At 63.4% G+C, this 24,148-nt stretch carries 21 protein-coding genes and 1 pseudogene; 10 read left to right on the top strand and 12 right to left on the bottom strand.

All coding sequences use genetic code 11. The features are described 5' to 3' along the window. From QCE49_RS24740 to QCE49_RS24725, 4 genes and pseudogenes are all read left to right on the top strand, one after another. Positions 1-172 (top strand): annotated as a pseudogene (locus QCE49_RS24740) (acetyl-CoA C-acetyltransferase); the annotation flags it as partial. Between the two features lie 131 nt (positions 173-303). Further along, on the top strand, positions 304-1,047 hold the full coding sequence (gene phbB, locus QCE49_RS24735; RefSeq protein WP_008349175.1) for an acetoacetyl-CoA reductase: 744 nt from the start codon (positions 304-306) through the stop codon (positions 1,045-1,047). Positions 1,048-1,126: 79 nt separating this feature from the next. Next, complete coding sequence (locus QCE49_RS24730; RefSeq protein WP_008349174.1) at positions 1,127-1,345, top strand: hypothetical protein; 219 nt, start codon at positions 1,127-1,129, stop codon at positions 1,343-1,345. Between the two features lie 165 nt (positions 1,346-1,510). Beyond that, positions 1,511-1,849: a hypothetical protein gene (locus QCE49_RS24725; RefSeq protein ID WP_250460751.1), complete on the top strand. Its 339-nt coding sequence runs from the start codon at positions 1,511-1,513 to the stop codon at positions 1,847-1,849. On the opposite strand, the gene QCE49_RS24720 is transcribed toward QCE49_RS24725, so the two are convergent. From QCE49_RS24720 to QCE49_RS24700, 5 genes are all read right to left on the bottom strand, one after another. Beyond that, positions 1,815-2,444: an isochorismatase family protein gene (locus tag QCE49_RS24720; protein WP_250460761.1), complete on the bottom strand. Its 630-nt coding sequence runs from the start codon at positions 2,442-2,444 to the stop codon at positions 1,815-1,817. The two genes, QCE49_RS24725 and QCE49_RS24720, sit on opposite strands and share 35 nt — an antisense overlap. Next, positions 2,441-3,481, bottom strand: a complete 1,041-nt coding sequence (locus QCE49_RS24715) for a 2,5-dihydroxypyridine 5,6-dioxygenase (protein ID WP_250460764.1) — start codon at positions 3,479-3,481, stop codon at positions 2,441-2,443. Before QCE49_RS24715 ends, QCE49_RS24720 begins: the two co-directional genes overlap by 4 nt. 17 nt (positions 3,482-3,498) lie before the next feature. Then, positions 3,499-4,314: an alpha/beta fold hydrolase gene (locus QCE49_RS24710; protein ID WP_250460766.1), complete on the bottom strand. Its 816-nt coding sequence runs from the start codon at positions 4,312-4,314 to the stop codon at positions 3,499-3,501. Positions 4,315-4,988: 674 nt separating this feature from the next. Then, entirely contained in the window at positions 4,989-5,744 is a 756-nt protein-coding gene (locus tag QCE49_RS24705) for an Asp/Glu racemase (protein ID WP_275445957.1), read from the bottom strand. Position 5,745: 1 nt separating this feature from the next. After that, on the bottom strand, positions 5,746-6,972 hold the full coding sequence (locus tag QCE49_RS24700) for an FAD-dependent monooxygenase (protein ID WP_250460645.1): 1,227 nt from the start codon (positions 6,970-6,972) through the stop codon (positions 5,746-5,748). 155 nt (positions 6,973-7,127) lie between these two features. Here QCE49_RS24700 and QCE49_RS24695 point away from each other — a divergent pair, with 155 nt between their 5' ends. Further along, positions 7,128-7,781: an HAD family phosphatase gene (locus tag QCE49_RS24695; protein WP_250436937.1), complete on the top strand. Its 654-nt coding sequence runs from the start codon at positions 7,128-7,130 to the stop codon at positions 7,779-7,781. Between the two features lie 9 nt (positions 7,782-7,790). Here QCE49_RS24695 and QCE49_RS24690 read toward each other — a convergent pair whose 3' ends face one another. The 3 genes from QCE49_RS24690 to QCE49_RS24680 all read right to left on the bottom strand — a co-directional run bounded on the left by QCE49_RS24690 (position 7,791) and on the right by QCE49_RS24680 (position 10,519). Continuing rightward, entirely contained in the window at positions 7,791-8,207 is a 417-nt protein-coding gene (locus QCE49_RS24690) for a hypothetical protein (RefSeq protein ID WP_250441209.1), read from the bottom strand. Positions 8,208-8,485: 278 nt separating this feature from the next. Next, positions 8,486-9,583, bottom strand: a complete 1,098-nt coding sequence (locus tag QCE49_RS24685) for a glycosyl hydrolase (RefSeq protein ID WP_008349164.1) — start codon at positions 9,581-9,583, stop codon at positions 8,486-8,488. 549 nt (positions 9,584-10,132) lie between these two features. After that, positions 10,133-10,519, bottom strand: coding sequence for a hypothetical protein (locus tag QCE49_RS24680; RefSeq protein ID WP_250460643.1), 387 nt, complete (start codon positions 10,517-10,519; stop codon positions 10,133-10,135). Positions 10,520-10,637: 118 nt separating this feature from the next. On the opposite strand from QCE49_RS24680, the gene QCE49_RS24675 reads away from it, so the two are divergent. Continuing rightward, positions 10,638-11,324: a CBS domain-containing protein gene (locus QCE49_RS24675; RefSeq protein ID WP_008349162.1), complete on the top strand. Its 687-nt coding sequence runs from the start codon at positions 10,638-10,640 to the stop codon at positions 11,322-11,324. A gap of 10 nt (positions 11,325-11,334) precedes the next feature. Here the strand turns inward: QCE49_RS24675 and QCE49_RS24670 are convergent, their stop codons facing one another. Then, a complete protein-coding gene (locus tag QCE49_RS24670; RefSeq protein WP_250460641.1) occupies positions 11,335-12,081 on the bottom strand; it encodes an SDR family NAD(P)-dependent oxidoreductase in 747 nt (248 codons plus the stop codon). A 192-nt stretch (positions 12,082-12,273) separates the two neighbouring features. Between QCE49_RS24670 and QCE49_RS24665 the strand changes: the two genes are divergently transcribed. The 3 genes from QCE49_RS24665 to QCE49_RS24655 all read left to right on the top strand — a co-directional run bounded on the left by QCE49_RS24665 (position 12,274) and on the right by QCE49_RS24655 (position 16,759). Continuing rightward, positions 12,274-13,980, top strand: a complete 1,707-nt coding sequence (locus QCE49_RS24665; protein WP_309806536.1) for a hypothetical protein — start codon at positions 12,274-12,276, stop codon at positions 13,978-13,980. Positions 13,981-14,645: 665 nt separating this feature from the next. Then, positions 14,646-15,860 (top strand): serine protease, encoded by a 1,215-nt coding sequence (locus tag QCE49_RS24660; RefSeq protein WP_250436922.1) that lies wholly within the window; start codon positions 14,646-14,648, stop codon positions 15,858-15,860. Between the two features lie 140 nt (positions 15,861-16,000). After that, entirely contained in the window at positions 16,001-16,759 is a 759-nt protein-coding gene (locus QCE49_RS24655) for a TetR/AcrR family transcriptional regulator (RefSeq protein ID WP_175982681.1), read from the top strand. A 9-nt stretch (positions 16,760-16,768) separates the two neighbouring features. On the opposite strand, the gene QCE49_RS24650 is transcribed toward QCE49_RS24655, so the two are convergent. Further along, positions 16,769-16,996: a hypothetical protein gene (locus QCE49_RS24650; RefSeq protein ID WP_033536506.1), complete on the bottom strand. Its 228-nt coding sequence runs from the start codon at positions 16,994-16,996 to the stop codon at positions 16,769-16,771. Between the two features lie 62 nt (positions 16,997-17,058). Then, on the bottom strand, positions 17,059-18,468 hold the full coding sequence (locus QCE49_RS24645; RefSeq protein ID WP_250460637.1) for an aromatic acid/H+ symport family MFS transporter: 1,410 nt from the start codon (positions 18,466-18,468) through the stop codon (positions 17,059-17,061). Positions 18,469-18,869: 401 nt separating this feature from the next. Here QCE49_RS24645 and QCE49_RS24640 point away from each other — a divergent pair, with 401 nt between their 5' ends. Further along, positions 18,870-22,310, top strand: coding sequence for a response regulator (locus QCE49_RS24640; RefSeq protein WP_250481988.1), 3,441 nt, complete (start codon positions 18,870-18,872; stop codon positions 22,308-22,310). Here the strand turns inward: QCE49_RS24640 and lpdA are convergent. Next, on the bottom strand, positions 22,307-24,061 hold the full coding sequence (gene lpdA, locus QCE49_RS24635; RefSeq protein WP_250460633.1) for a dihydrolipoyl dehydrogenase: 1,755 nt from the start codon (positions 24,059-24,061) through the stop codon (positions 22,307-22,309). The genes QCE49_RS24640 and lpdA overlap by 4 nt on opposite strands. Between the last annotated feature and the right edge of the window lie 87 nt (positions 24,062-24,148).

Here is a 24,148-nt window from a genome sequence, read left to right as displayed (position 1 = left end):
GATCAACGTGAACGGCGGGGCGATCGCGATCGGTCATCCGATCGGCGCGTCGGGCTGCCGGATTCTCGTCACGCTGCTGCACGAAATGCAGAAGCGCGATGCGAAGAAGGGTCTGGCGTCGCTGTGCATCGGCGGCGGCATGGGTGTCGCGCTGGCGGTGGAACGTCCGTAACGAATGCAGTACGACGGCGCCGCGCGCGCGTCCCGACGCGTCATCAAAACAATATCAGCGTTGGGCAAGATGGCCGCGTCGGCGCCATTCCGAGATTCATTAACCTGAGAGAAATGACGAGGAGTATCAGCATGACTAAGCGAATCGCAGTGGTGACGGGCGGCATGGGCGGTCTGGGCGAAGCAATCAGCATGAAGCTGCACGACGCGGGTTACGCGGTCGTCGTGACGCATTCGCCGGGCAACGCGAAAGTCGGCGAATGGCTTGCGAGCATGGACCGCCAGGGCTACAACTTCCGCGCGTATGGCGTGGACGTCGCCGATTACGATTCCGCCCAGCACTGCGTGGCGAAGATCCAGGCTGAAGTCGGCCCGATCGATATCCTCGTGAACAACGCCGGTATCACCCAGGACACGACCTTCAAGAAGATGACGAAGGTGAACTGGGATTCCGTGCTGCGCACCAACCTCGACTCGGTTTTCAACATGACGAAGCCGGTCTGCGAAGAGATGGTGTCGCGCGGCTTTGGCCGCATCATCAACATTTCGTCGGTGAACGGCTCGAAAGGTCAGATCGGCCAGACGAACTATTCGGCGGCGAAGGCGGGCATGCACGGCTTCACGAAGTCGCTCGCGCTCGAAGTCGCGAAGAAGGGCGTGACGGTGAACACGATTTCGCCGGGCTATCTCGCGACCAAGATGGTGACGGCGATTCCGCAGGAAATCCTCGACACGAAGATTCTTCCGCAGATTCCGGCGGGCCGTCTCGGCAAGCCCGAGGAAGTCGCGGCGCTCGTCGCGTTCCTGTGCTCCGATGACGCGGGCTTCGTCACCGGCTCCAACATCGCGATCAACGGCGGCCAGCACATGAGCTGATGTCCGCGAGCGGCGCGTGTGTCAGCGCGCGCCGCTTCGTGTTCGCATCGAATCGATCTTCATCTGAAACACCCGTGCCATGCACAACGTCAGCGCGCGCGCACTCCTTTATAGCGTCGGTCATCTCGATTCGGCGATCGAACATCTCGAGCAAGTGCTGAGCCTCGAAGGCGCGAACTCGCTCTTCTCCAAGACATACTGGCGCGGACGCGTCGTGCAGGCGCTTTCCACACCGGGACTCGCGCCGTCGCAGCATTCGCGCCTGCAACGCCTGCTGGATCGCATCGCTCAGGCCTGAAGGGAGCAACAAAGCGCGCACGCGGTCGACCGTGAAAACGCGCGCAGGCAAGGCCCGCGCCGCCGCTTGTCCGGCCCCGTCGTGCAGCGTCATTCCTCTGATCCGTGAAGAAATTCGCGTCCGCTTGTACCATTCGGCCGTATCTCAAATTCACGGTTCGCCAGCATGTTCTCTTACATCAGATCGATGATTTCGACGCCGCGCAGGTTCGGCGCGTTCGGCGCGCTCACGCTCGCGTGTCTGCTCGCGGCCTGCGGCACGACGAACGGCGTCACGGCCGGCGCGCAGCCCAACACCTACACCGTCACCGGCAAGGCGACGGGCACGCGCATGTCGTGGGTGACGGCGCGCAACGCGGCGATGGACGCCGCCTCCGAATACTGCAAGCAGCGCGCGCAACGCGTCGCGATCCGGTCGGAAGCGACGAGCGGCGTGCGCTCGCTTCAAGAGCAGACATCGACCGTATCGTTCAGCTGCGTGCCGGAGAACGACGCGCGCGGCTGAGCAATTCATCCGACGACATCACGGCCGCGTACTTCTGCGCCATATCGAAAAGGTTGGCGTCATGCGGCGCGAGCGCGCGATCGCCGACGCAATCGGATAGCACCACGGGACGAAAGCCGAACTGCATCGCATCGACGACGCTCGCGCGCACGCAGCCGCTCGTCACCGCGCCCGCGACGGCGAGCGTGGTGACGCCGCGCATGGTGAGCCACGCGGCGAGCGACGTGCCGAAGAACGCCGACGGCACGTTCTTGCGCACGACGAGCTCGCCGTCTTCCGGCGCGAGTTGCGGCACGATCGCGCTGTCGTGCGCGTGCTCTTTCAGCGTCAGCATGCCGGGGACTTTGAGCGAGAAGATGTTGGCATCGGCGTCGTCATCGGCATAGACGATGCGGCTATGCGCAATCGGCCAGCGCAACTCACGCGCCGCGCGCAGCAGCGGCACCGTGCGCTCGATCGCCTGCACGATGTTGCCGCCGCCGAACACGTCTGGATTGGCGAAACCGTTCACGAAGTCGACGATCAACAGTCCAATGCGGCCTTCGATGCGAAGGTCGTTGCCGAAACCTTGCCGCTGATAAACCTCGTCGTTCATGACGTTTCCTCGATGGTTCTGCCTTCGCGCACGACGTCCACGCCGTCGAGCGAGACGGTGCAGCGGCGCAAGGGGATGTCGATATGGCAAGCCGTCGTGCGCTTGCCGCCGCCTTCGTTGTTCGGGCCGAGCGAGAACAGGAAGTTGCCGTCGAACGCGCGGGCGTCCATGCCGAGCGTCGCTTCGCGATCGTAGAGACCGAGCGTCGACCAGTGCGCGCGCTTTTGCAGGCCCCAACCGATGTGCGAGATCGCGAAGGCTTCGGGGTCGTCGAACGAGAGCATGTATTCGCGCAGGAGATCGGCATCGACGCCGCCTTCGATGCGGCGCGCGTAGCCGCCTTCGACGGTCAGCACGACCGGTTCCGTGCAATAGCTCTTCTGCGGCAGAAGGATGTCGCCGCGATCGATCACGATGCGCCCGTTCGCGCCGCCTTCGTTCGGAAAAGTGAGCGCGAAACCGCTCGGCCAATGATCCCAGCGGCCGGGTTCATCGACGAAACCATATTCGGCGATGGCCGGAAACTCGCCGAGCGGACAGCGCAGATCGGTGCCCGCTTTCGATGTGACGCGCATCTCGCGCGCCTGTTCGATGCGCTTCGCGGCGGCGAGCACGCGCCTTCTGTCGTCGAGCGACGGCGTCATGCGAACGAGCACTTCGGGCGGTTCGACGGCGAGCAGGATCTTCGTGCCCGACGCGAGAATGTCGTGTTGCTCGGGCGAAAAAAGCAGCGTCATCAGATCGAGCACGAGATCGCTTGCCTTGAGGGCCGCGATGGCCGCGCGGTTTCCGGTGAGCGGCGTTTCGCCGAGATAGGCGAGGGCGTCGCGGCTCAGCGCCTTCTCGCCGTTGACGGGCGGAAGATCGAGCCGGTTGACGATGGCGCCCATCGATTGCGTCGCAATCAAGGCGCAGGCGAGCGTTTGCGGATGCGTTGCGGCGCCGGTGAGTATCGTCATGGTCTGGCCTGCTTTCAGGCGCGACAGCGTGAGCACCTCTTTCCACGCTTGAATCAGTTGATGGTCGCTGATTGGCATGATGTGTCGCCTACGTTTCAGGTGAGTGTTGCGCCGAAGAACGAACCGAGCGCGCGATAGAAGCCTTGTTCGTCGTCCCACGGGATCATGTGGCCTGCGTTCGGCACTTTCACGACTTCGAGTTGCGGCATCAGATCGCGCATTTCTGCGATGTCTTCATCGCGGATCACGTCGCCGCGGCCGGCTGACATCAGCAGCGTGGGTTGCGTGACGTGCGGCATGTCGGCGTGGATGTCGTCCGTATGGAAGCCTTCGAAGCTCGCGCGGATCGCGCGTTCATCGCAGGTGTGCAGCCATTGCGCGCGCAGGCGCAGTTGCTCGTCGGTCCACGTCGGGCAGAACGCGCGCATGCCTTCTACGTCGATGCCTTTGCGTGCGCGCGCGATCGAATCGATGTACCACGCGAGTTGCGCGGGGTAGGCGCGACGGCCGGGGCCGGACACGGGCGGATCGATGAGCGCGAGTCGCGCGATGGACTTTGTTTGCCGTGCGGCGCGCAGGGCGATGCGTGCGCCCATCGAATGGCCGAGCACGTTGGCTTGCTTTAGGCCGATCGCTTCGATGAACGCGATGAGATCGGCGGTTTGCGCGTCGAGACTGTAATCGAGCGTCGATGAGGCTTCGGAGAGGCCGCGGCCGCGGACGTCAAGCACGTAGGTATCGAAGTGGCGGCCTAGCGTTTCCGCGACGAATCCCCAGGTGATGGCCGGGCTCGTGATGCCGGGGATTAGCACGATGGCATCGTGGGTTGCTTGCGGCCCGCCGTAGCGCAGATAGTGTTGGCGGATGCCGTTTGCGTTGATGTTTGCGCCGTAGAGTAGGGTCGATTTCATCGTGTGTCTTTCTCGTTTACTTCCATTTTCGCCGGATCCCGTTGTCTTGGCGGTCTATTAGCACTGCCCCTGTGCGGGGCGGCACTCACTTTCTTTGCTGCTGCAAAGAAAGTAAGCAAAGAAAGCAGCTACTGATACGCCCGCGGTCACACGCAATTTGGGTAGTCCTCTCGTCCATCGTGGGCTGCCTAAAGAGTGCCCTCATAGGCCCAACCGGGCTTGGATCGCGCACGGTCTGCCACATCGCACCACACAACAAGCTGGTTCAGCACCAAATAGCTCCAGCCCGCTTCGCGGCCGACCGGTCAATCGGGGATGCATGTGCTTCTCTACTAACGTATCCATCTCACCGCAAGTGCCGCACGTTGGTTTCCCTTGCATACCCGGCGGCAGCGCGTAGCGCTGTGCCGAAGCTCTTTCGTGCTGAACCAGTGTCCTCAGCGTTTTCGGGCGGCGGACCGTGCGCGAGCCAAGCCCCGTTATTGTGATGAGGGCACTCTTTAGGCGAGTGCCGCCTGTGACGAGAGGACTACCCAAATTGCGTGTGACCGCGGGCCTGAAAAGCTGCTTTCTTTGCTTACTTTCTTTGCAGCAGCAAAGAAAGTGAGTGCCGCCCCGCACAGGGGCAACGCTAATAGACCGACGCGAAAACGGGATCCGGCGAAGAAAAAAAATCAAAAAGCCCCAGACAATAAAGCCCCGGCCCCGGGCACAACCCGCTTGAGCCCAAGCTGAGACAACATCGCAAAAGTAGTAGCGATTGCAGCAGTCACGACGGGCTTCCCGGTCAACGCCTCGACCATCGGCACAACGGATAAAGACGGCATCTGCACGCAAGCGGAGAGAACGACGACATCAGCGTCCTGATAGCGCATCGACTGCACGATAGCGGGCAGAAGAACCGGATCATGCCGCGCCACGTCGAGATTGTCGGGAATCTCGAGCGCGCGATAGTCGATGACATCGAACCCTTCGCTTCGAATATAGTCGACCACAAGCTCAGTCAGCGCCTTCATATAAGGCGCCACCACGACGACGCGTTTCGCCTTCATCACCTTCAACGCATCGACCAAAGCACCAGCGCTCGTCACAACCGGCGCCTCGCCGCCATTCGCAGCCGTATGCCGAGTCAAACGCGCCTGCGATACGCGGTGATAACCGCGCCCCATCGCCATGATCGCGACGAGACACGCATAACCCAGCACATCGACGCGCGCATCGGAAAGCTCGACGGCGCAGCGGTCCGACTCCGCATCCATCGCGGCGAGCTCTTCCTTCACGACCTTCTTCATCCGCATGCGGCTCGAATGAAAGGTGAAACGCTCCGGTTCGATGGATTGACGCGCAGTCAGCATCGCCGGAATTTCGGTTTCCATCGTCGTATTCGAACTCGGGACGATCTGCCCGATGCGATAAACCTTTCCCGGCATCTCAAACCTCCACTGAAACGTTGGACACAGCCGCGCGCGGCGCGAAATCCGTTGCGTTGTACGCATAGACCCAGTTGGCCTGAATGCCCGACGCCTGCGGATTCAGATACGACTTGAACTTGTAGATAAGATCGCGCTTTCTCTGCGCGAACGCGCTCGGCAAGTGATACGTGCGGCCCCGCTCGCGCGATTCGAGTTGCACGCGGCTCGTGCGCGGCAGACGTTCGGCCTCGTAGTCGCCCAATGCGTGCGCGATGTCCGTGCCATGCGCCGCGAGCGATTGCGCGAGCACGTAGCCATCTTCGATTGCCATCGCCGCGCCTTGCGAGAGAAACGGCAACATCGGATGCGCGGCGTCGCCGAGCAATGTGACGTTGCCACGCGACCACGTCCGCATCGGATCGCGATCGAACAAGCCCCATTTGAAGACCGATTCCGCGCGCTCGAAAAGACGCTGCAAATTCGGATGCCAGCCTTCGAACGCGTCGAGCAATTCCTCACGGCTCGACTTCGCGTTCCACGATTCCTCGACCCAGCTCTGCGTCTCCGCGACCGCGACGATGTTCACCGCCGCGCCGCCACGCACGTAATACGTGACGACATGCGCGTGCGGCCCGAGCCAGAACGACGAATCCGGACTCACAAATTCGGGCGTCTCATCGAAGGGCACGACGGCGCGGAAGCACATGTTGCCCGTGAAGCGCGGCGCTTCGTCGCCGAAGAGCTTCGAGCGCACGATGGAACGCACGCCGTCGGCGCCGACGATCACGTCCGCTTCGAATTCGCTCCCATCGTCGAAGACGGCGACGGCGGCGTCCCTCTCCTGCCGAATGTCGATGCAACTCGTCGACAGACGCGCGGCATCGGCGGGCACGAGCGTCGTCAGCAGGCGATGCAGATCCGCGCGATGCACGTGATAGAACGGCGCGCCATACAGCTTCGGGCATTCCGAAGCGAGCGGAATGCGGAAGTTCTCGCGCGCGGTCTCCCAGTTGCGCCCGACGATCGCTTGCGGCACGAACGCGACATCGCGCAGCGCATCGCCGATGCCGAGCGCCTGCAGCACCTTCACCGCATTGGGCGTCATCTGGATGCCCGCGCCGACATCGCCGAAAACGCCCGCGCGCTCGAAAAGCCGCACCTCGATGCCGTGCCGCGCGAGCGCGCCGGTCAATGCGACCCCGCCGATTCCGCCGCCGACAACGCCGACGCGAAGTATTCTGCTCATGATCTCGTCCTTCCGAAGATTGAGTCGTATGGATTGATGTCGATATTATATGGCCGTATAAATAAATGCAACGGCAATGACGATGCTCGTGACGGCGTGATAGGCTGCGCCCATTTCGCGGCGACCGTCCGCATACGACAAGGAAGAGTCAGGCTTTGATCAAGGCGATTTTGTGGGACATGGACGGCACGCTCGCGGAAAGCGAGTCGCTGCATCTGAAGACGTTGATCGCTGCGCTCGCGCGGCACGGCGTGGAGGCGGGCGAGGAGATGCATCCGCTCGTCTTCGGCAAGACGGGGCGCGAGGTGCATGCGCTGTGTCGTGAGCGCTTCGGCTTGACGGTCGACTTCGCGGATTGGTCGATGTTTCGCGCGCGGACGTATCTGGAGAATGCGGCCGCGCTCGTGCCGCGTCCCGGCGCGCTGGAGGTGTATCGCGCCGCGAAGGCCGCGGGCATCACGCAGGCGATCGTGTCGAATGCATCGCGCATGCTGCTCGAAGCGAATCTGCGTGCGCTCGGTATCGAAGAGCCTTCGCTCGTGAGCATCAGCGTCAACGATGTTCGCAACGGCAAGCCGAGTCCCGAGCCGTACGAGCGCGCGGCGTGGCTCTTGCGGCTCACGCCCGAGGAAGTGATCGCAGTCGAGGACAGTCCGACCGGCGCGCGTGCCGCCATCGCGGCGCATATGCGCGTTCTGGCATGGCCTTTCGACGATGAAGGCGCCGCGCTTTTCCCCAGGGAAGCGCAGGTCGTGCGCTCGCCGCGCGAGTTGGCAGAGGCGCTGGGTCTCGATCCCGCGGCGCTTTGACGGCTTGCGTCAGTTGCGCGCAGCGAGATCGTTGAGCACGATCTTGTGGATGTTCGAGGCGTGCACCCATTCTCGCGCCTGACGCTCGACCAGATCCGTGAACGCGGGCGGTCCGCTGCAGTAGATTTGCGTGCAAGCGCGCGTCGGACTCATGGTGAAGGCGCTTTCCTGTGCGAAGAGATCATCGGTCAGGTCCAGATGATGGTAGATCTTGCCGTGCTCGCGCAGTGCGTCGAATTCATCGACGAACATCGCGTGGTCGGCCGCTCGCGCGAAGTGGTGCACTTCGAAGTGCCTGCCCGCCGACGCGAGCCGCTTCGCGATTCCGACGATCGACGCGGCGCCGGATTCACCGCAATAAAGAATGGATCGCACGCGCTCTTTGAGCACGTCGCGTTCGATGACCGGAATCAGGTTGTCGCGCATATCTTCTCCAATAGGACCGGCATCCTCCGCGAACGGAAGATGAGGCAGTGTATGGATCGAATGGGATGGCCAAACCCGGCGGTGATCGTCGGGGCAGGCTCGCAGTCAGAGTAGGGTGGACCGCAGCCGCCGACAAGCCGCCATGACGGAATACCAGTCATACGGCCGCGCCGATAAGGAAACCGCCTGTTTTAAGGGCTCAAAACGCAACGAGCGACCACTGTGGGTCGCTCGTTGATCGTTGGGTCAGTTAAACGGGGTGACTATGCCCCGCGCAATTACATCGGGTGGGTCGCAACGAAGTTCTTGTACGACCAGTAAGCGGGCTTCGTCGTCTGACCGTCGGACTTCATCAGCCCGAAGTTGCCTTCGTTGTCGTCATAGAGCTCGAACGCCTGGATCGACTGGATGTTGTACTTCGATGCGACGCTCTGGTACTGCGCCATCATCATGCTGCCGACCATGTAGTTCGCGATCTGCTGATCCGTGCCGTAGTTCGGACGCACGCCGAATTCGCTGAGCCACACCGGCTTGCCGAACGAATGGAGAACGCCGAGCATGTCGTAACAACCCGTGCCGCCGCATGCGCGCGTCATGTTGCCCTGATCCGAATACCAGTGCCATGCGGTGATGTCCCAGCTAACCGTCGGGTGGCCGCGGGTGCCGTCCGGCTGCGAGCCGTCCATCAGCATTTGGAAGAACGCGTAGTGCAGCCACGTTCCGTTGACGACAATCTTCGCCGTGCTGTCCTTCGACTTCACGCCGGCGATGAGACCGCGGATCACGCCGCGCGCGACGACGTAGGGCTGATTCTTGTAATGCGTCCAGCTCGTGCCGTCGACGTTGCCGTTCAGCGCCGTCGCTTCGAGTTCGTTGCCGACTTCGTAGTACTTGTACTTGTACGTGCTCGCGACTTGCGCGCCGAGCGTGTAGGCCGCGTTGTACGCATCCTGTTCGTTGCTGAAGCCGGTGCCGAGCAGGATCACGGGATACACGGTCACGCCGCTCGCCGCCATCGTCTGCGCCATCTTCGCGATGACCTTCGCCGACGCCAGGTTGTATACGTCGTTACGATAGATCGTCGCGCCGATGTCCTTCAGTTGCGCGAGCTGCGTCGCCACGGGCGTCGAGTCGTACGCGCCGCCGTTCGTGTTGCGGCCGTTCGCGCCGTAGAAGATCGACGTGCTCGTCGCCGCTTTCGCCGTCGATTCCGGAGCGGCGGCGCTCTTGGCAGTCGCGTCGTCGAACGCGGTTTCACCGCCGCCGCCGCACGCGGCGAGCAGCACGCTCGTAAGCGCTGCCGTGGCGATCGCTGCGGCCTTGCGAGCCGAGAAAACGTTGAAGTTACGAAGCGAGGTCGGGTTAAGGTTCGTCATTGTGTTTAGTGGTACTAATGTACTTGCGTAAGGCTCGTAAAACCCAGAATGCTGCCCGGACCTCTTCAGTGATTCACGATGCCACTCGGAAACGTGGCGATCGTCTGATCCGTTTGTCGTCGAAATGACACTCGTTAGTCATCCAAACTACATGCTCAGGACAGACTGTTTGCGCGACGCCGAAGTTAGGCGCTAAAGGACAGACTGAACGGCACGGATTCACTGCTGGGTCCATTGCGCGATGCAGCAGGCGCTCCGGATGGCTGAGTCGAGCAAACGATTGCGTTCGCTCTCGTGGGCCTTACGAAATGACAAACCTGCTCAGTTCGAAGGCATCGTCGTCGGATAGGTAACGTTTGCGCGTTTGCAGTCAAACTTGCCGAATCGTTTCGGAGTTCTTCCGCTACCTCGGCAACCGTTGCCGAAACCTGATCAACGGCTGCAAGGTTATCGTCTTATGAGATGAATGTAAACGTCTGTCACAGTAAAAAAATCTGCTGCGGCGTTGCGGTGGCAGAAAAACTTACTTCTTTGGAATCGAGTTCGGAGTCAGTAAATTCTCCCGACGGCTCTGACGGCCTTTGTTATCAGGCGGTACAGACTTCCCGGCGCTCTCCTTCGATGTTGCATCGCGGAAGCGTCGGGCCGAGATTCGAGTGCTGCGTTGATGGGTGCCTGGTCGAATTCCGATAGATGGCACTCGACGGCGGGAAGAATGACCGTTTCTGCAGTGCGCCTGTGATTCGCGCAAAACTCGACGGATTCGTCCATGATCGTGCGCAGGCCGAAGAGCGCGCGTTCGACCTTCAGCTCGAACCGCGTGAGCGCATACTTGAGATCGGTATCGCAGCGCGTTCTGTTGTATCGTTCATCAAGCTCCCGATGATGGGTTCGCATCGCGAGCAGCGGTGCGAGAGGGCGGTTCCGTTTCTTCATCGCGCGCATTCTGACCGTTGACCTGTATCAAGCTCGACGCACGCGCCGGCCGGACGACGACCCGACGCCGCAGGCACCATAACGCTTATCCATAACGCCACTGTCTTTTCAGAGGGAGATGAACGTGCGAGCTGCCGACATCATGACGACATCGATCGTTTCCGCCAGTCCCGATATGTCCGTGCGCCAGGCCGCGGGCACGATGGTATTCGCCGGCATCAGCGGCATGCCTGTGATCGACGAGGAGGGCAACCTGCTCGGCATCGTCACCGAGGGCGACCTGATGCATCGCGCGGAGATCGGGACCGGCGTCAAGCAGCGTGCGTGGTGGCTCGAACTCGTTGCATCGACGCGCGAACTGGCGAGCCAGTATGTCAAGGAGCACGCGCGCAAGGTCAGCGACGTGATGACCACCGACGTCGCGACCGTGAGCGAAACATGCCCCGTCGCCGACATCGCCGAGCTGCTTGAACGCAAGCGCATCAAGCGCGTGCCGGTGCTGCGCGACGGCAAGGTGGTCGGCGTGGTGAGCCGCGCAAATCTGATTCGCGCGCTCGTCACAATGGCGCCCGAGTTGCCCGTCGATGCCGATATCACCGATCACTCGATCCGCGAGGCGGTCATCGCGGCGATGTCGGGCCATCCGTGGGCGCTCGCTCGCGAGAACGTCATCGTCGAAAACGGGACCGTGCATCTGTGGATGACGGTCACGAACGACGACGAAGCGAAGGCCGTTCGCGTCGCGGCCGAAAACGCGCCGGGCGTGAAGGAAGTCGTCACGCACGTCGGCCCGCCGAGGGTGTAGCAGCGTCTCTTCAGATGAAGCTGGCGCCGCCGTTCACCGGAATCGTCTGTCCGGTGATGAACGCGTTGCCGATTAGCGTCATCACGACGTCCGCGACTTCGTCCGCTTCTCCGAGCCGCCCGACGGGCAGCCGCTCCGCAACGTTCGACGCCTTGAGCGGTTCGGCCATTTCGGTGTCGATCGGTCCGGGCGCGACGGCGTTGACGGTGATGCCATCGCGCGCGAGCCGTGCGGCGTAACCGCGCGTCAGACCTTCGAGGCCCGCCTTCGATGCGTTGTAGTGAACGCCCACCAAACCCGGCCCGCGCGCCGCCGCCGACGACAGATTGACGATGCGTCCCCAGCGCCGCGCGCGCATGCCGTGGAGCACGGCTTGCGTGCAGAGAAACGCCGACTTCAGATTGACGGCGAGCGTGCGGTCGAACTCGGCTTCCGTGAGATCGTCGATATCGATCATCGTCGCTGTGCCCGCGTTGTTCACCAAGATGTCGATGTGGCCGAGGCGTTGAACGATGTCGTCGATCATCGCGGTGACGTCGTTGCCTGTCGACACGTCGGCGCGTACCGCCATCGCGCGATTGCCGCTGCGCTCGATTTCCGCGACCACGCCGGTGGCCTCGTTTTCGCGCTGCCGATAGTTCACCGCTACCGATGCACCGGATGCGCCGAGAGCGAGCGAAATCGCGCGACCGATGCCGCGTGAGCCGCCCGTCACGAGCGCGACGCGGCCGTTCAGATCGAGAGTGTGAGAGGGCATGGCGCGATCCTTCGTCGTGGGTGAGAAGGGCCCAGTTTGCGCGCGTCGTGATGATTTCGCTGATCGCGATGCGATCGATGATCGGGTATCGCGGATACGCGCGAGGCGCTTACGGCAAGTAAAGGAAAAAACCGATGCCGGGTTAAGAGCATCGGTTCTTCCTTGCGCCATGCTGCCAGGTTACCGGCCGCCGTGGCCTCCGCCGCCACCGTGACCGCCACCGCCGCCGTGACCGCCGCCGTTGCCGCCGCCGCCGTTGCCGCCACTGCCGTTGCCGCCACCACCGTGACCGCCGCCGCCGTTGCCGCCACCGCCGTGACCGCCGCCGCCGTTGCCGCCACCGCCGTTGCCGCCACCGCCGTTGCCGCCACCGCCGTTGCCGCCACCGCCGTTGCCGCCACCGCCGTTGCCGCCACCGCCGTTGCCGCCGCCACCGTGACCGCCACCGCCGTTGCCGCCACCGCCGTTGCCGCCACCGCCGTTGCCGCCGCCACCGTGACCGCCACCGCCGTGGCCGCCGCCGTTGCCGTTGCCGCCACCGCCGTGACCGCCACCGCCGTTGCCGCCACCGCCGTTGCCGCCACCGCCGTTGCCGCCACCGCCGTTGCCGCCACCGCCGCTGCCACCACCGCCGTTTCCACCACCGCCGTTTCCACCACCGCCGTGACCGCCGCCACCATTGCCGCCGCCGTTGCCGCCACCGCCATTGCCACCACCACCGTGACCGCCGCCGCCACCGCTACCGCCGCCGCTTCCACCACCGCCGTGACCGCCGCCGCCATTGCCGCCGTTGCCACCGCCTTGACCGCCGCCACCGTGACCACCGGCTGCGCCGCCATTGCCGTTACCGCTACCGTGGCCGCCAGGCGAACCGTTGCCATGGCCGCCGTCGCCATGACCGCCGTCTCCGTGACCAACTCCGCCATGACCGCCGTCGCCATGACCATCGCCGTGGCCGTCGCCATGGCCATCGCCGTGACCTACGCCGTGGCCGTCACCATGACCATCGCCGTGACCGTCGCCATGACCTACGCCGTGTCCATCGCCGTGTCCATCCCCGTGGCCATCACCGTGGCCATCACCGTGTCCGTCGCCGTGGCCATCACCGTGTCCGTCGCCGTGGCCATCACCGTGTCCGTCGCCGTGTCCGTCGCCGTGTCCGTCGCCGTGTCCGTCGCCGTGGCCATCACCATGACCATCGCCGTGGCCATCACCGTGTCCGTCACCATGACCATCGCCGTGGCCATCACCATGACCATGACCGTGGCCATCACCGTCACCATCGCCGTGGCCATGTCCATGACCGTGGCCATGCCCATCGCCGTCGCCGTCACCATCGCCATGCCCGTGCCCGTGACCATGGTGCCCATGTCCACTCGAATCGCCGCCCGAGTCCCCGCCGGAGTCGCCACCGGAATCTCCAGCGCCCTGACTGCCGTTACCTGTTCCACCCGATCCTGTGCCGGTTCCGGTGCCTCCGCCGCTCGTGCTTCCGCCAGCCCCCGCCGTCGCGCCCGGACCGCTGCTGGACGAGCCTTGACCGCCGCCCGCGCCCGCACCCGCACCCGATCCCGAGCCACTCGAATTTCCGCCGCCCGAAGCCGCTCCAGGCGATCCCTCGCCACCGCGACCGCCCTCGAGCAACGGCACGACCGCCGACACCGTTTCGACGGTCGGATCCGTCGTCGGCGATACGCGCGTCTGCGAGTCCGCCGCCGCAACCATCATCACGGCGCTCGTGCCGAGCGGCACGCATCCCTCGGAAGTCTGGTTGCAAGGATTCCCCGTCGTTTGCGCGGACGCGAAATTCGACATGGCCGCCGCGATCACGATGACGCTGAGTTTGATCGCAGTATTCAATTTGAATTTTTTAGGATTGCTCATTTGTGCCCCTTGTAGTGTTTCTTCGCCACGCGTCGGATGCAGAGTCGAACGCGATGTGGGGCAAGAATGACAGGCTGTACGGTGCGTTCTGTGCGGTAATTAACCGGGCGCGAGGGCGTCGTCATTTCGCGCAGTGCGCGAGCGCTCAGAGAACGTTTGCGGACGGCCGGAAGCGTCGTAGTTCATACGCTCGTCCCGGTCTTGCACGTCAGAATCGCGCGCAGGCGCGGCGGCCAGCCAGCAGCGGTATCGCATGTCGATGAATCTTCGCGATGCCGAATGTCACGCGTATCGCGCACCCGTTGCTGGCTTCCGTAGAAAGGTGAATGTAGGCTATCTGTATGGATGCGAAGCGTCAAACGCGCTCTGTGCCGTAGACCGCACTCCAAGCGCACGACCGGTCAATCGGACGGGGATATCGTCTCTATCCGCTGATCAAAGACCGGGATCGAGATTGGCGCAAATTTGAACTAGAGTTATTTATCGTTCGCTTTCCTGATCTATTGCATAGACGCGCGCGCATTCGTCGAAGCAAAGCGCGCAGCCAAGCATCCGACGAATCAGAACACGAACGCAAGATCGACAAGCCGGCCCAGTGTTGTTCATAAGACTTAGGAATACCAAAGAACGGCGGATCGATGCGTCAGCCGACACATCGTATCTTTCAACCGGAGGGTGTCATGAAGAGATCGAAACGAGTCGCGTGCGTGGAGGCGACGGCGCTTGTCGCTCTGTCGATGGCGAGCGCAGGCGTCGCTCATGCAGACGACGAAGCCGTGGTGAATCCGAATCCGGCGGCATCGCGCGAGGCGCCGGCGGATCTGTCGAATCTTAAGCCGGTCGTCAATGTGCTCGCGCCGCCGGACACATCCGCGATCATGCCGGAAACCAGCGCCGGGCCTTATACGCCGGGCGTCAACACGCCGGCCGGCATCGTGAGCAATGCGCAGACGAGAGCGTATGGCACCTTCGGCATACCCTATTCGACCGGCCGCGTGCAGGACGGCAACCAGAGCGCGGCGGGCACCACGAGCGCGAACTATCTCAGCACGACGTATCCGTATCGGGCGATCGGCAAGCTCACCTTCAGCGCCGGCTACTGCACCGCGAGCCTGATTCGCAGAAGTGTGATCGTCACGGCGGCGCACTGCATCCAGAGCTTCGGCAGCGGAAGTTCGCTGTTCTCGAACTGGCAATTCCGCCCCGGACACTACGGCGCGTCCGGCGCCACGTCTGCTCAGATCGCGCCTTATGGAACGTGGAACTGGGCGGCACTCGTGCGGCCATCGGCGTGGGCGAACGGCACCGATACCGGCTCGGGCTCGGCGCGCAACAACGACATCGCCGTCATCGCGATCGCGAAGAACGCGTCGAATCAGTTTATCGGCGATATCACCGGCTATTTGAGCTATGGCTGGAACAACTATTCCTTCATATCGTCGCCGAAGACCGGGAATCTTCAGACAGCCGCCGTCACGACCTTCGGCTATCCGACCTTGCTCGACGGCGGCGCGATCATGCAGCGCACCGATGGCCCGGCCTATACGACGACCGTGAGCGGCGCATCGCAACTCTGGCAGGGCAGCAATCTCACGAGCGGCGCAAGCGGCGGACCATGGATCGTCAACTTCAGGCCGCGCGATGCCGTGCTTTCCGGGGGCGCGGTCATCGGCAATGCGTCGAATCTGTCGATCATCGGCGTGACGTCCTGGGGTTCGTCCGATCCGAACGCGATCAAGGACAACTACGCGTCGCAGTTCCGTCAGAACACGCAGTATCCGAACGCGACTTATGGCAATTACGGAGCAGGCAACATCGCGTCGCTGCTGAACACGCTGTGTTCGACCGCCGCGCCGGGCGGCGGCACGTACGCATCGCAGGGATATTGCAACTAGGCAGGTCGCGGTGGCCCGTTCGCTTCGAACGGCGCGCGGGCCACTTCGCCTTTTCCGACGAATTCGCTGGAGCATGCCTCAAACGCCCGTAGAATACGAAGCGAACCGGCTTCTCACTTCATCGGCAGCATCGCTCAGGCATGACGAAAGACGACACCACTCACGTCCGCGCACACGGCGCATCGAGCAAGCGCAAGCGGCTTGGCCGCCCGGCGGGCAATATCAATCAACGTGAGAACATCCTCGACGCAGCCGAGGTCGATTTCTCGCAGCGCGGTTACGCGGGCACATCGCTCAAGGAAGTGGCCGCGTCGTGCGGCGTCACGCAGGCGCTCATCACGTATTACTTCGGCACCAAGCAGCAGCTTTTCGAGCAGGTGTTCCTGCGCCGCGCGATGCTGATCTCCGAAGAGCGCGTGACGCTGCTCAATGAACTGATCGATGGAAAAGAGGCGAACGTGCGCGATATCGTGCGCGCGTTTCTGCTGCCGCTCGTCGCGCTGCGCAAGACGGACGGCGGCCGCGCGTTCATTCGTCTGCAGGCGCGCCTGCACACGGAGCCGCCCGAAATCTCGTACAGCCTGCGCAGCACCGCTTACGGCGATTCGACCGATGCCTACGTCGAAGCGCTGCGCGCCGCGCTGCCCGGCCTGCCCGCGAAAGATCTCTACTGGCGTGTGACCATGATGATCGGCGCGTATCTCTACGCGTTCTCCGACACGCATCGTCTCGACGTGCTCGCCAAGGGCGCGTGCGATCCGTGGGACGCGAACGAAACGCTGGAGCAGTTGACGAACTTCATCGTCGGCGGTCTGGAGGCGCAGGCGAGCGCGTCATCTCCGGCCAGCGCGAAGAAGGTCGCGAAGCCGAAGACGACGCGCTCCGCACGCGCCGCATAAAAGCAAGGTTCAGCGCCGCAAACCGATTTCCATCGACTCGATCACTTGCGCGATGGTCGAATGCATCGATGCGAGCGTCGCGCCGGGCAAGTCCGACGATGCCGTTTCGCCGATCATGTCGCGCAATGTTTCCTGCACATCCGCCGATGCCTGTTGCGGCAACGCCGCCGCGATCACGCTGAGCGCGGCGGTGAGGCCATGCAGCTTGCCGGTCAACACTTCCAGTTCCTGACTCATCTTTGCTTCCTGTCGTTTCAAAGAGATGAAGCGGACCGCGCGTCGTGCGCGGCCCGCGAGAATCACGCGCGTTCCGTCTCCGGGTGCGCCTTCAGCTTGACGAACAGCGCGATGCCCGCGATCACCGAAGGCACGGCGAGCAGCGCGAACACCGCCGGCAGGCCGAGCTTCCACTGCGCGAACAATCCGCCGAGCGCGACGCCCGCGATGCCGCCGAAGCGCCCGACGCCATACATCCACGAAACGCCGGTTGCGCGGCTTTGCGTCGGGTAGAACATCGCGGCGAGCGAGGGCATCGACGATTGCGCGCCGTTCATCGTCGTGCCGGCGAGAAAGATCAGCGCGCTCACGAGCCCGATGCTGCCGATCGCCTGCCCGACCACGAAGATCAGCACGGCGGTCAGCAGATAACCGAGCATCACGACGACGTTCGCGTTCCAGCGATCCATCAGCCACCCCGATGCGATCGTGCCGATGCCGCCGCCGAGCGGAAAGAGCGCGGTGAGCAGCGCGGCGCGCTCGGGCGTGAAGCCGGCTTCGTTCATGAGCAGCGGCATCCAGCTCATCAGCAGATAGAAGATGACGAGGCCCATGAAGTACACGAGCCACAGCATCAGCGTGCCGACGACGAAATTGCGCGAGAGAATCGCGCCGACCGACGATTTCGCGTGCGTTCGCGTGCGCTCGGACAGACGAAACGAATCGATGCGCGCGAGATCGAGCGGCGCGATCCTCGAAAGCGGCGCCCAGATTTTCTCTTTGGACGCGCCGCGCTTGACGAGATAGCGCACCGATTCCGGAACGAGCATCGCGACGAACAGCGCGAGCACGAGCGGCACCACGCCGCCGACGACGAAAAGGCTATGCCATCCGAATGCGGGAATCAGCCACGATGAAATGAAGCCGCCGAGCGCCGCGCCGACCGTGAAGCCGCAATACGTCGTATTGACGATGATCGAGCGGCTCTTTGCCGGCGCGTATTCGGAGACGAGCGTGATCGCGTTCGGAATCGCCGCGCCCAGACCGATGCCGGTCAGAAAGCGCAGCGTGACGAGCGATTCGACCGAGCCGCAGAACGCGGTCGCGAGACTCATCGCGCCGAAGAAGGCGGTCGCGGCGATGAGCACCGCGCGCCGACCGAAGCGATCGGCCGCCGGCCCGGAAACGACCGCGCCCGCCGCGAGCCCGAAGAGCGCGGCGCTTAGAACGGGCGCGAGCGCGCCCTTCGTGATGCCCCAGCCCTTGACGAGCGCCGGCGCGATATAGCCGATGGCCGCCGTGTCCATGCCGTCGATCAGCACGATCAGAAAGCACACGCCCATCAGCGTCCATTGAAAGCGCGAGAAGCGGTGCGCGTCGATGAACTCCTCGACAGGCACGCTCCCGCTCCACGCATCGCCCCGATCGGACGCCGTCGAATGCCCGGCGCGCGGCGGGAATGCCGGGCCGGTGTGAAGCTCTGCTTGCGACATGACCAACTCCTCGTTGTCGACGGCGCTTCGCCGTCCATTGTCACCAGGCCGGCGACATGCCGGTGTTCACGCGAAGCGGGGGCCCACCGGTTTCGACGCTGGTTTATTATATGTACCTATAATTAATAAACGCAATGCGGAAAAAAATAGTTCTCGACGCGCGCTGAGCGGGCGCTCCGCACAGGCGTTCAGCGCGATGAAAGCATTCGAACGAATGTGCTGAAAGGAAGCGATGCGACGCTTCGCGAGCGTGCCGGAGGCCCGCTACGCGGCGCGGGCGAACCGGGTATCATGCGCAGCGGCTGAAACAAGAACTACAACTTTCGCGATCGTCGCCGTCGTGCGGGCCGCTTCCAGACATCTGCCCGGCACGCGACCTTCACGCCACATCGGAGCTGTTTATGCCATTGCGGTCCGGCGTCGACGAGGCCAGCTTTCGTCGCATCCTCTTTCGCAACATCGCGCTGCCGCTCGGAACGGGCGTCGTGACGGCCGTCGCGTTCGTCGCGCTCGTGCTGTATCTGCTGTCGGGCATCAACTGGGTCGAGCATTCGGAGCGCGTGATCGGCAATGCGCAGGAAATCGGCCGGCTCGTCAGCGAGAAGGAAAGCGCGATTCGCGGCTATCTGATTACCGGCGACGAGAGCTTTCTCGCGCCGTATGACACCGCGAAGCCGAAGCTCAGCGCCGATATCGACACGCTCGCCGATCTCGTCTCCGACAACGCGCCGCAAGTCGATCGCCTGATTCGCATTCGCGCCTTGCAGACGCAGTGGGACAAGGTCGCCGACGAGCTCATCGATGCGCGCCGCCGCGCGCAGGATTCCGTTCCGCTGGTGCGCGCGGGGCGCGGATCGGCCGAACGCGCGGAGACCGAGCGCGAGCTTTTCGCGTTTCTCAACATCGAGCAGGCCTTGCGGCTGCAGCGCGTGGAATCGGCGAAACAGCTCACGACGATCACCGTCGTCGTCTTCCTGATCCTGAGTCTCGCGCTGTCCGTGATTCTCGCGATCTTCGGCAGACGCGAATTGATGCAGCTTTCCAGCGCGTTCGGCACGGCGATCGGCGAGCAGGAACGGCAGACGCGCGCGCTTCAGGAACAGGCCTGGCTGCGCGAAGGGCAGACGCTGCTTGCAGAGAGGGTCATCGGCCGGCAATCGCTCGATCAGCTTTGTCAGACGATCCTCGATTTTCTCGCGGATTACCTGAAGATTTCGATGGGCGCGTTCTATGTGCTCGAAGCCGACGGCGCGTTGAAGCGCACCGCGAGCTTCGGCTTCGATCCCGACAGCGCGCCGGTTCCCGAATCGCTCGCGGGCGTGAAAAGCCTCGTCGGGCAGGCGGTGCACGCGCGCAAGCTGACGAGCATGAACGACGTGCCCGCTGGTTACTGGAAGGTGACATCGGCGCTCGGCGCGAGCGCGCCCGCGAGTCTCGCGATCGTGCCGATAGAGAACGAAGGCCAGGCGAACGGCGCCATCGAACTGGGCGCGATGCACAAGCTGACCGAACGCGACGAGCAGTTCCTGAAGTCGATTGCGGGGAATATCGGCGATTTCGTCGAGGCGGCGCAGTATCGCGAGCGCCTGCAACGCGTGCTCGAAGAAACGCAGCAGTTAAACGAAGAGCTGCAGATGCAGCAGGAAGAACTGCGCACGACCAACGAGGAACTCGAACAGCAGACGACCGCGCTTTCGCAGGCGCACGTTTATCTGGCGAATCAGAAGGCCGAACTCGAACAGACCAACGATCGGCTCGCGGAACAGGCGCGCGTGCTCGACGAACGCAACGTCGCGCTCAATGCCGCGCAGGGCGAACTCGAAACGCGCGCCGAAGCGCTGCAGCGCGCGAGCCGCTACAAGTCGGAGTTTCTCGCGAACATGTCGCACGAACTGCGCACGCCGCTGAACAGTTCGCTGATTCTCGCGAAGCTGCTGTCGGAGAACAAGCCCGGCAATCTGACGAAAGACCAGGTCAAGTACGCGCAGACGATTTACTCCGCGGGCAACGATCTGCTCAATCTCATCAACGACATTCTCGATCTCTCGAAGGTCGAGGCGGGCAAGCTCGATTTGCATATCGAGGACGTGCCCTTGCAGCGCATCATGGATTCGCTTGCGCGCACCTTCGATCCGCTCGCGCGGCAGAAGAAGCTCCGGCTCGAACTGCGCAACGATATCGACGACTATCCGACGCTCACGACCGATTTCCGCCGTCTCGAACAGATTCTGAAGAACCTGCTGTCGAACGCGGTCAAGTTCACGGATGCGGGCGCGGTCTCGCTCACGCTCAAGCGCGCAGGCGAGGGCGCGGTGCAGTTCGTCGTGACGGATACCGGCATCGGCATTGCGCCGGATCAGCTCGAAGCGATCTTCGAAGCGTTCCAGCAAGCCGACGGCACCACGAGCCGTCACTACGGCGGCACGGGTCTCGGCTTGTCGATTTCGCGCAGTCTCGCGCATCTGCTCGGCGGCGATATCGCGGTGCGCAGCGCGCAGGGCGCCGGCAGCACGTTCACGCTGACGATGCCGCTCGTCTACGGTGCGTCCGACGCGTTGCCGAGCGCCGTAGCGGAAGCGCCCGCGCCCGTGGTCGTCGAAGAAGAGGCGCCGATCGAAGCGCTCCACGTCATCGACGACGATCGCTTCGATGTCACGCCCGGCCGACGTCTCGTGCTCGTGGTCGAAGACGAGCCGGGCTTCGCGCAAGTGCTGCTCGATCTGGCGCACGAACTGGGTTATCGATGCATCGTGAGCGGCACGGCGCGCGAGGCGCTCAAGCTCGCGCAGGACAGCGCGCCCAACGCGATCCTGCTCGACATCGCCTTGCCCGACCGCTCGGGGCTCGTGCTGCTGCAGGAACTGAAGGCGAATCCGAAAACGCGGCACGTTCCGGTGCATGTCGTGTCGGCGTCGGACAGAAGCGAGGCCGCGCTGCATCTCGGCGCGATCGGTTACGCGGTGAAGCCGACGACGCGCGAGCAACTGACGGCGATTTTCCGGCGCCTCGAAGAGAAGAGCAGCCAGAAGATCAAGCGCGTGCTGCTCGTCGAGGACGATGCGCGTCAGCGTCAGAGCATCGTCGAACTCATCAGCGATACGGACGTGGAGATCACGCCGGTCGAGTTCGGCCGCGACGCGCTCGAACTGCTGAAGACGACGATCTTCGATTGCATGATCATCGACCTGAAGCTGCCCGATATGCAGGGCGGCGACCTCTTGCGCCAGATGGCCGCGATCGACGCGTATTCGTTCCCGCCGGTGATCGTCTACACGGGCCGCAATCTGACGCACGACGAGGAAGCGGAACTGATGCGCTACTCGCAGTCGATCATCATCAAGGGCGCGCGTTCGCCCGAGCGTCTGCTCGATGAAGTCACGCTGTTCCTGCACAAGGTCGAGACGGATCTTTCCGCGGATCGTCAGGCGATGCTGCATGTTTCGCGCTCGCGCGACCGCGTGCTGGATGGCCGCCGCGTTTTGCTCGTCGACGACGACATTCGCAACATCTTCTCGCTATCGAGCGCGCTGGAGCATCAGGGATTGAAGGTGGATATCGGCCGCAACGGTTTCGAGGCAATCGAGGCGCTCGACAAGAATCCGGACATCGACGTCGTGTTGATGGACGTGATGATGCCCGGCATGGACGGACTCGAAGCGACGCGGCGTATCCGCGAGGACGCGCGCTTCAAGAAGCTGCCGGTGATCGCGATCACCGCGAAGGCGATGAAGGACGATCAGGAGCAATGCCTCGCGGCGGGCGCGAGCGATTATCTGGCGAAGCCGATCGACATCGACCGGCTTTACTCGCTGTTGCGCGTGTGGATGGCGCGGCGCGTTTAGATATTCAGCGCGCGCTTGTCGACGGCGAGCGCCGCTTCGCGCATCACTTCCGACAGCGACGGATGCGGGTGGCAAATGCGCCCGATATCCTCGCTCGCCGCCTTGAACTCCATCGCGACGACGGCTTCCGCGATCAGATCCGACGCGTTTGCCGAGATGATGTGTACGCCGAGAATCTCGTCGGTTTTCGCATCGGCGAGGATCTTGATGAAGCCGTCCGTTTCGCCGATGCCCATCGCGCGGCCGTTGGCGAGCATCGGAAACTGGCCGGCCTTGAATGCGCGGCCTTCCGCCTTCAGCGCCTGCTCCGTCTGCCCGACCCACGCGATTTCCGGATGCGTGTAGATCACCCACGGAATGCAGTTGTAGTCGATGTGCGGCTTCTGCCCGTCGATGATCTCCGCGACCAGCACGCCTTCGTCCTCCGCCTTGTGCGCGAGCATCGGGCCACGCACGACATCGCCGATCGCGTAGACGTTCGGGACTTTCGTCGCGCAATGGCCGTCGACGGGAATGAAGCCGCGTTCATCGACCGACAAGCCGATGGAATCGAGACCGAGATCGTCCGTGTTCGGCACGCGGCCGATCGACACGATCAGACGATCCGCGTCGAGCGTCTGCGCGTTGCCGTCCTTGTCCTTGTAGGAGATCGAGACGCTCGAATCCGTCGTCTTCACGCCGTCGATTTTCACGCCGAGATGAATCGTGAGACCTTGCTTCTTGAAGAGCTTCGCGGCCTCCTTTTGCAGCGCGGAGTCGGTCGTGCCGAGGAATTCGGGCAGCGCTTCGAGAATCGTCACTTCCGCGCCCAGCCTGCGCCACACGGAGCCGAGCTCCAGCCCGATCACGCCCGCGCCGACCACGGCGAGCTTCTTCGGCACGGACGTGAAGGCGAGCGCGCCTTCGTTGTCGGAGACGATCTTGTTGTCGACCGGCACGTTCGGCAGATGCCGCGCCTTCGAGCCCGTCGCGATGATCACATGCTGCGCGGTATGCGTTTCACCGCCGACGTCGATCCTGAAGTTCGCGCCGTCCTTGCCCGCGAGCTTGCCGTGACCTTTGATCCAAGTGATCTTGTTCTTGCGGAAGAGGAACTCGACGCCGCCCGTGATCTTCTCGACGATCGCTTCCTTGCGGCCGACCATCTTGCCGACATCGACGGAAAGGTTGTCCAGGTTGATGCCGAGCTCGTCGAAATGGAGTTGCGCCTTCTCGAATTGCTCCGATGACGCGAGCAGCGCCTTCGACGGAATGCAGCCGACGTTCAGACAGGTGCCGCCGAGTTTCGGCTTGCCGGCGTGGTTGATCCATTCCTCGACGCACGCCACCTTGCGGCCGAGCTGCGCGGCGCGGATCGCGGCGATATAGCCGCCGGGCCCGGAGCCGATGACGATCACGTCGAAATCGGCCTTCTGGCCTGACGCGGCGGCGGGCTTTTCAGGCGCAGGCGCCGGGGCAGACGCGGGAGCGGGAGCGGGTGCAGACGCGGGCGCCGATGCCGATGCCTTCGCGTCCGTATCGATGACCGCGATGACTTCGTCCGCGTGAACGATGTCGCCTGCTTTCTTCAGCACTTCCACGATCGCGCCGGCCGATGGCGCGGGCACTTCGAGCACGACCTTGTCCGTTTCCAGCTCGATGAGGATTTCGTCCTGCGCCACGGCGTCGCCCGCATTTTTCTTCCACGGCAACATCGTCGCTTCGGTGACGGATTCGGAAAGCTGCGGAACCTTGACTTCAACCCTGGCCATTCAGATTCTCCTGTTGAGCAATTCGTCGCGATGGGAAATGTCCGGCTGCGTGCCTTGCGGACGCGGCCTTGTCCGGCCGGCCTGACG

The sequence above is a fragment of the Caballeronia sp. LZ008 genome, from assembly GCF_031451435.1.
GTDB classification, from domain to species: domain Bacteria; phylum Pseudomonadota; class Gammaproteobacteria; order Burkholderiales; family Burkholderiaceae; genus Caballeronia; species Caballeronia zhejiangensis.
The sequence above is the reverse complement of the archived record's forward strand: the minus strand, read 5'-3'. Positions and strand labels throughout refer to the sequence as shown.

Coding starts and splice junctions, on each gene's coding strand:
- lpdA (WP_250460633.1), bottom strand. CDS start 24,061: ATGGCCAGGGTTGAAGTCAAGGTTCCGCAGCTTTCCGAATCCGTCACC.
- QCE49_RS24690 (WP_250441209.1), bottom strand. CDS start 8,207: ATGCGCGACAACCTGATTCCGGTCATCGAACGCGACGTGCTCAAAGAG.
- QCE49_RS24720 (WP_250460761.1), bottom strand. CDS start 2,444: ATGAACGACGAGGTTTATCAGCGGCAAGGTTTCGGCAACGACCTTCGC.
- QCE49_RS24730 (WP_008349174.1), top strand. CDS start 1,127: ATGCACAACGTCAGCGCGCGCGCACTCCTTTATAGCGTCGGTCATCTC.
- QCE49_RS24725 (WP_250460751.1), top strand. CDS start 1,511: ATGTTCTCTTACATCAGATCGATGATTTCGACGCCGCGCAGGTTCGGC.
- QCE49_RS24650 (WP_033536506.1), bottom strand. CDS start 16,996: ATGAGTCAGGAACTGGAAGTGTTGACCGGCAAGCTGCATGGCCTCACC.
- phbB (WP_008349175.1), top strand. CDS start 304: ATGACTAAGCGAATCGCAGTGGTGACGGGCGGCATGGGCGGTCTGGGC.
- QCE49_RS24705 (WP_275445957.1), bottom strand. CDS start 5,744: ATGCCGGGAAAGGTTTATCGCATCGGGCAGATCGTCCCGAGTTCGAAT.
- QCE49_RS24645 (WP_250460637.1), bottom strand. CDS start 18,468: ATGTCGCAAGCAGAGCTTCACACCGGCCCGGCATTCCCGCCGCGCGCC.
- QCE49_RS24680 (WP_250460643.1), bottom strand. CDS start 10,519: ATGAAGAAACGGAACCGCCCTCTCGCACCGCTGCTCGCGATGCGAACC.
- QCE49_RS24715 (WP_250460764.1), bottom strand. CDS start 3,481: ATGCCAATCAGCGACCATCAACTGATTCAAGCGTGGAAAGAGGTGCTC.
- QCE49_RS24675 (WP_008349162.1), top strand. CDS start 10,638: ATGAACGTGCGAGCTGCCGACATCATGACGACATCGATCGTTTCCGCC.
- QCE49_RS24670 (WP_250460641.1), bottom strand. CDS start 12,081: ATGCCCTCTCACACTCTCGATCTGAACGGCCGCGTCGCGCTCGTGACG.
- QCE49_RS24700 (WP_250460645.1), bottom strand. CDS start 6,972: ATGAGCAGAATACTTCGCGTCGGCGTTGTCGGCGGCGGAATCGGCGGG.
- QCE49_RS24660 (WP_250436922.1), top strand. CDS start 14,646: ATGAAGAGATCGAAACGAGTCGCGTGCGTGGAGGCGACGGCGCTTGTC.
- QCE49_RS24640 (WP_250481988.1), top strand. CDS start 18,870: ATGCCATTGCGGTCCGGCGTCGACGAGGCCAGCTTTCGTCGCATCCTC.
- QCE49_RS24710 (WP_250460766.1), bottom strand. CDS start 4,314: ATGAAATCGACCCTACTCTACGGCGCAAACATCAACGCAAACGGCATC.
- QCE49_RS24685 (WP_008349164.1), bottom strand. CDS start 9,583: ATGACGAACCTTAACCCGACCTCGCTTCGTAACTTCAACGTTTTCTCG.
- QCE49_RS24655 (WP_175982681.1), top strand. CDS start 16,001: ATGACGAAAGACGACACCACTCACGTCCGCGCACACGGCGCATCGAGC.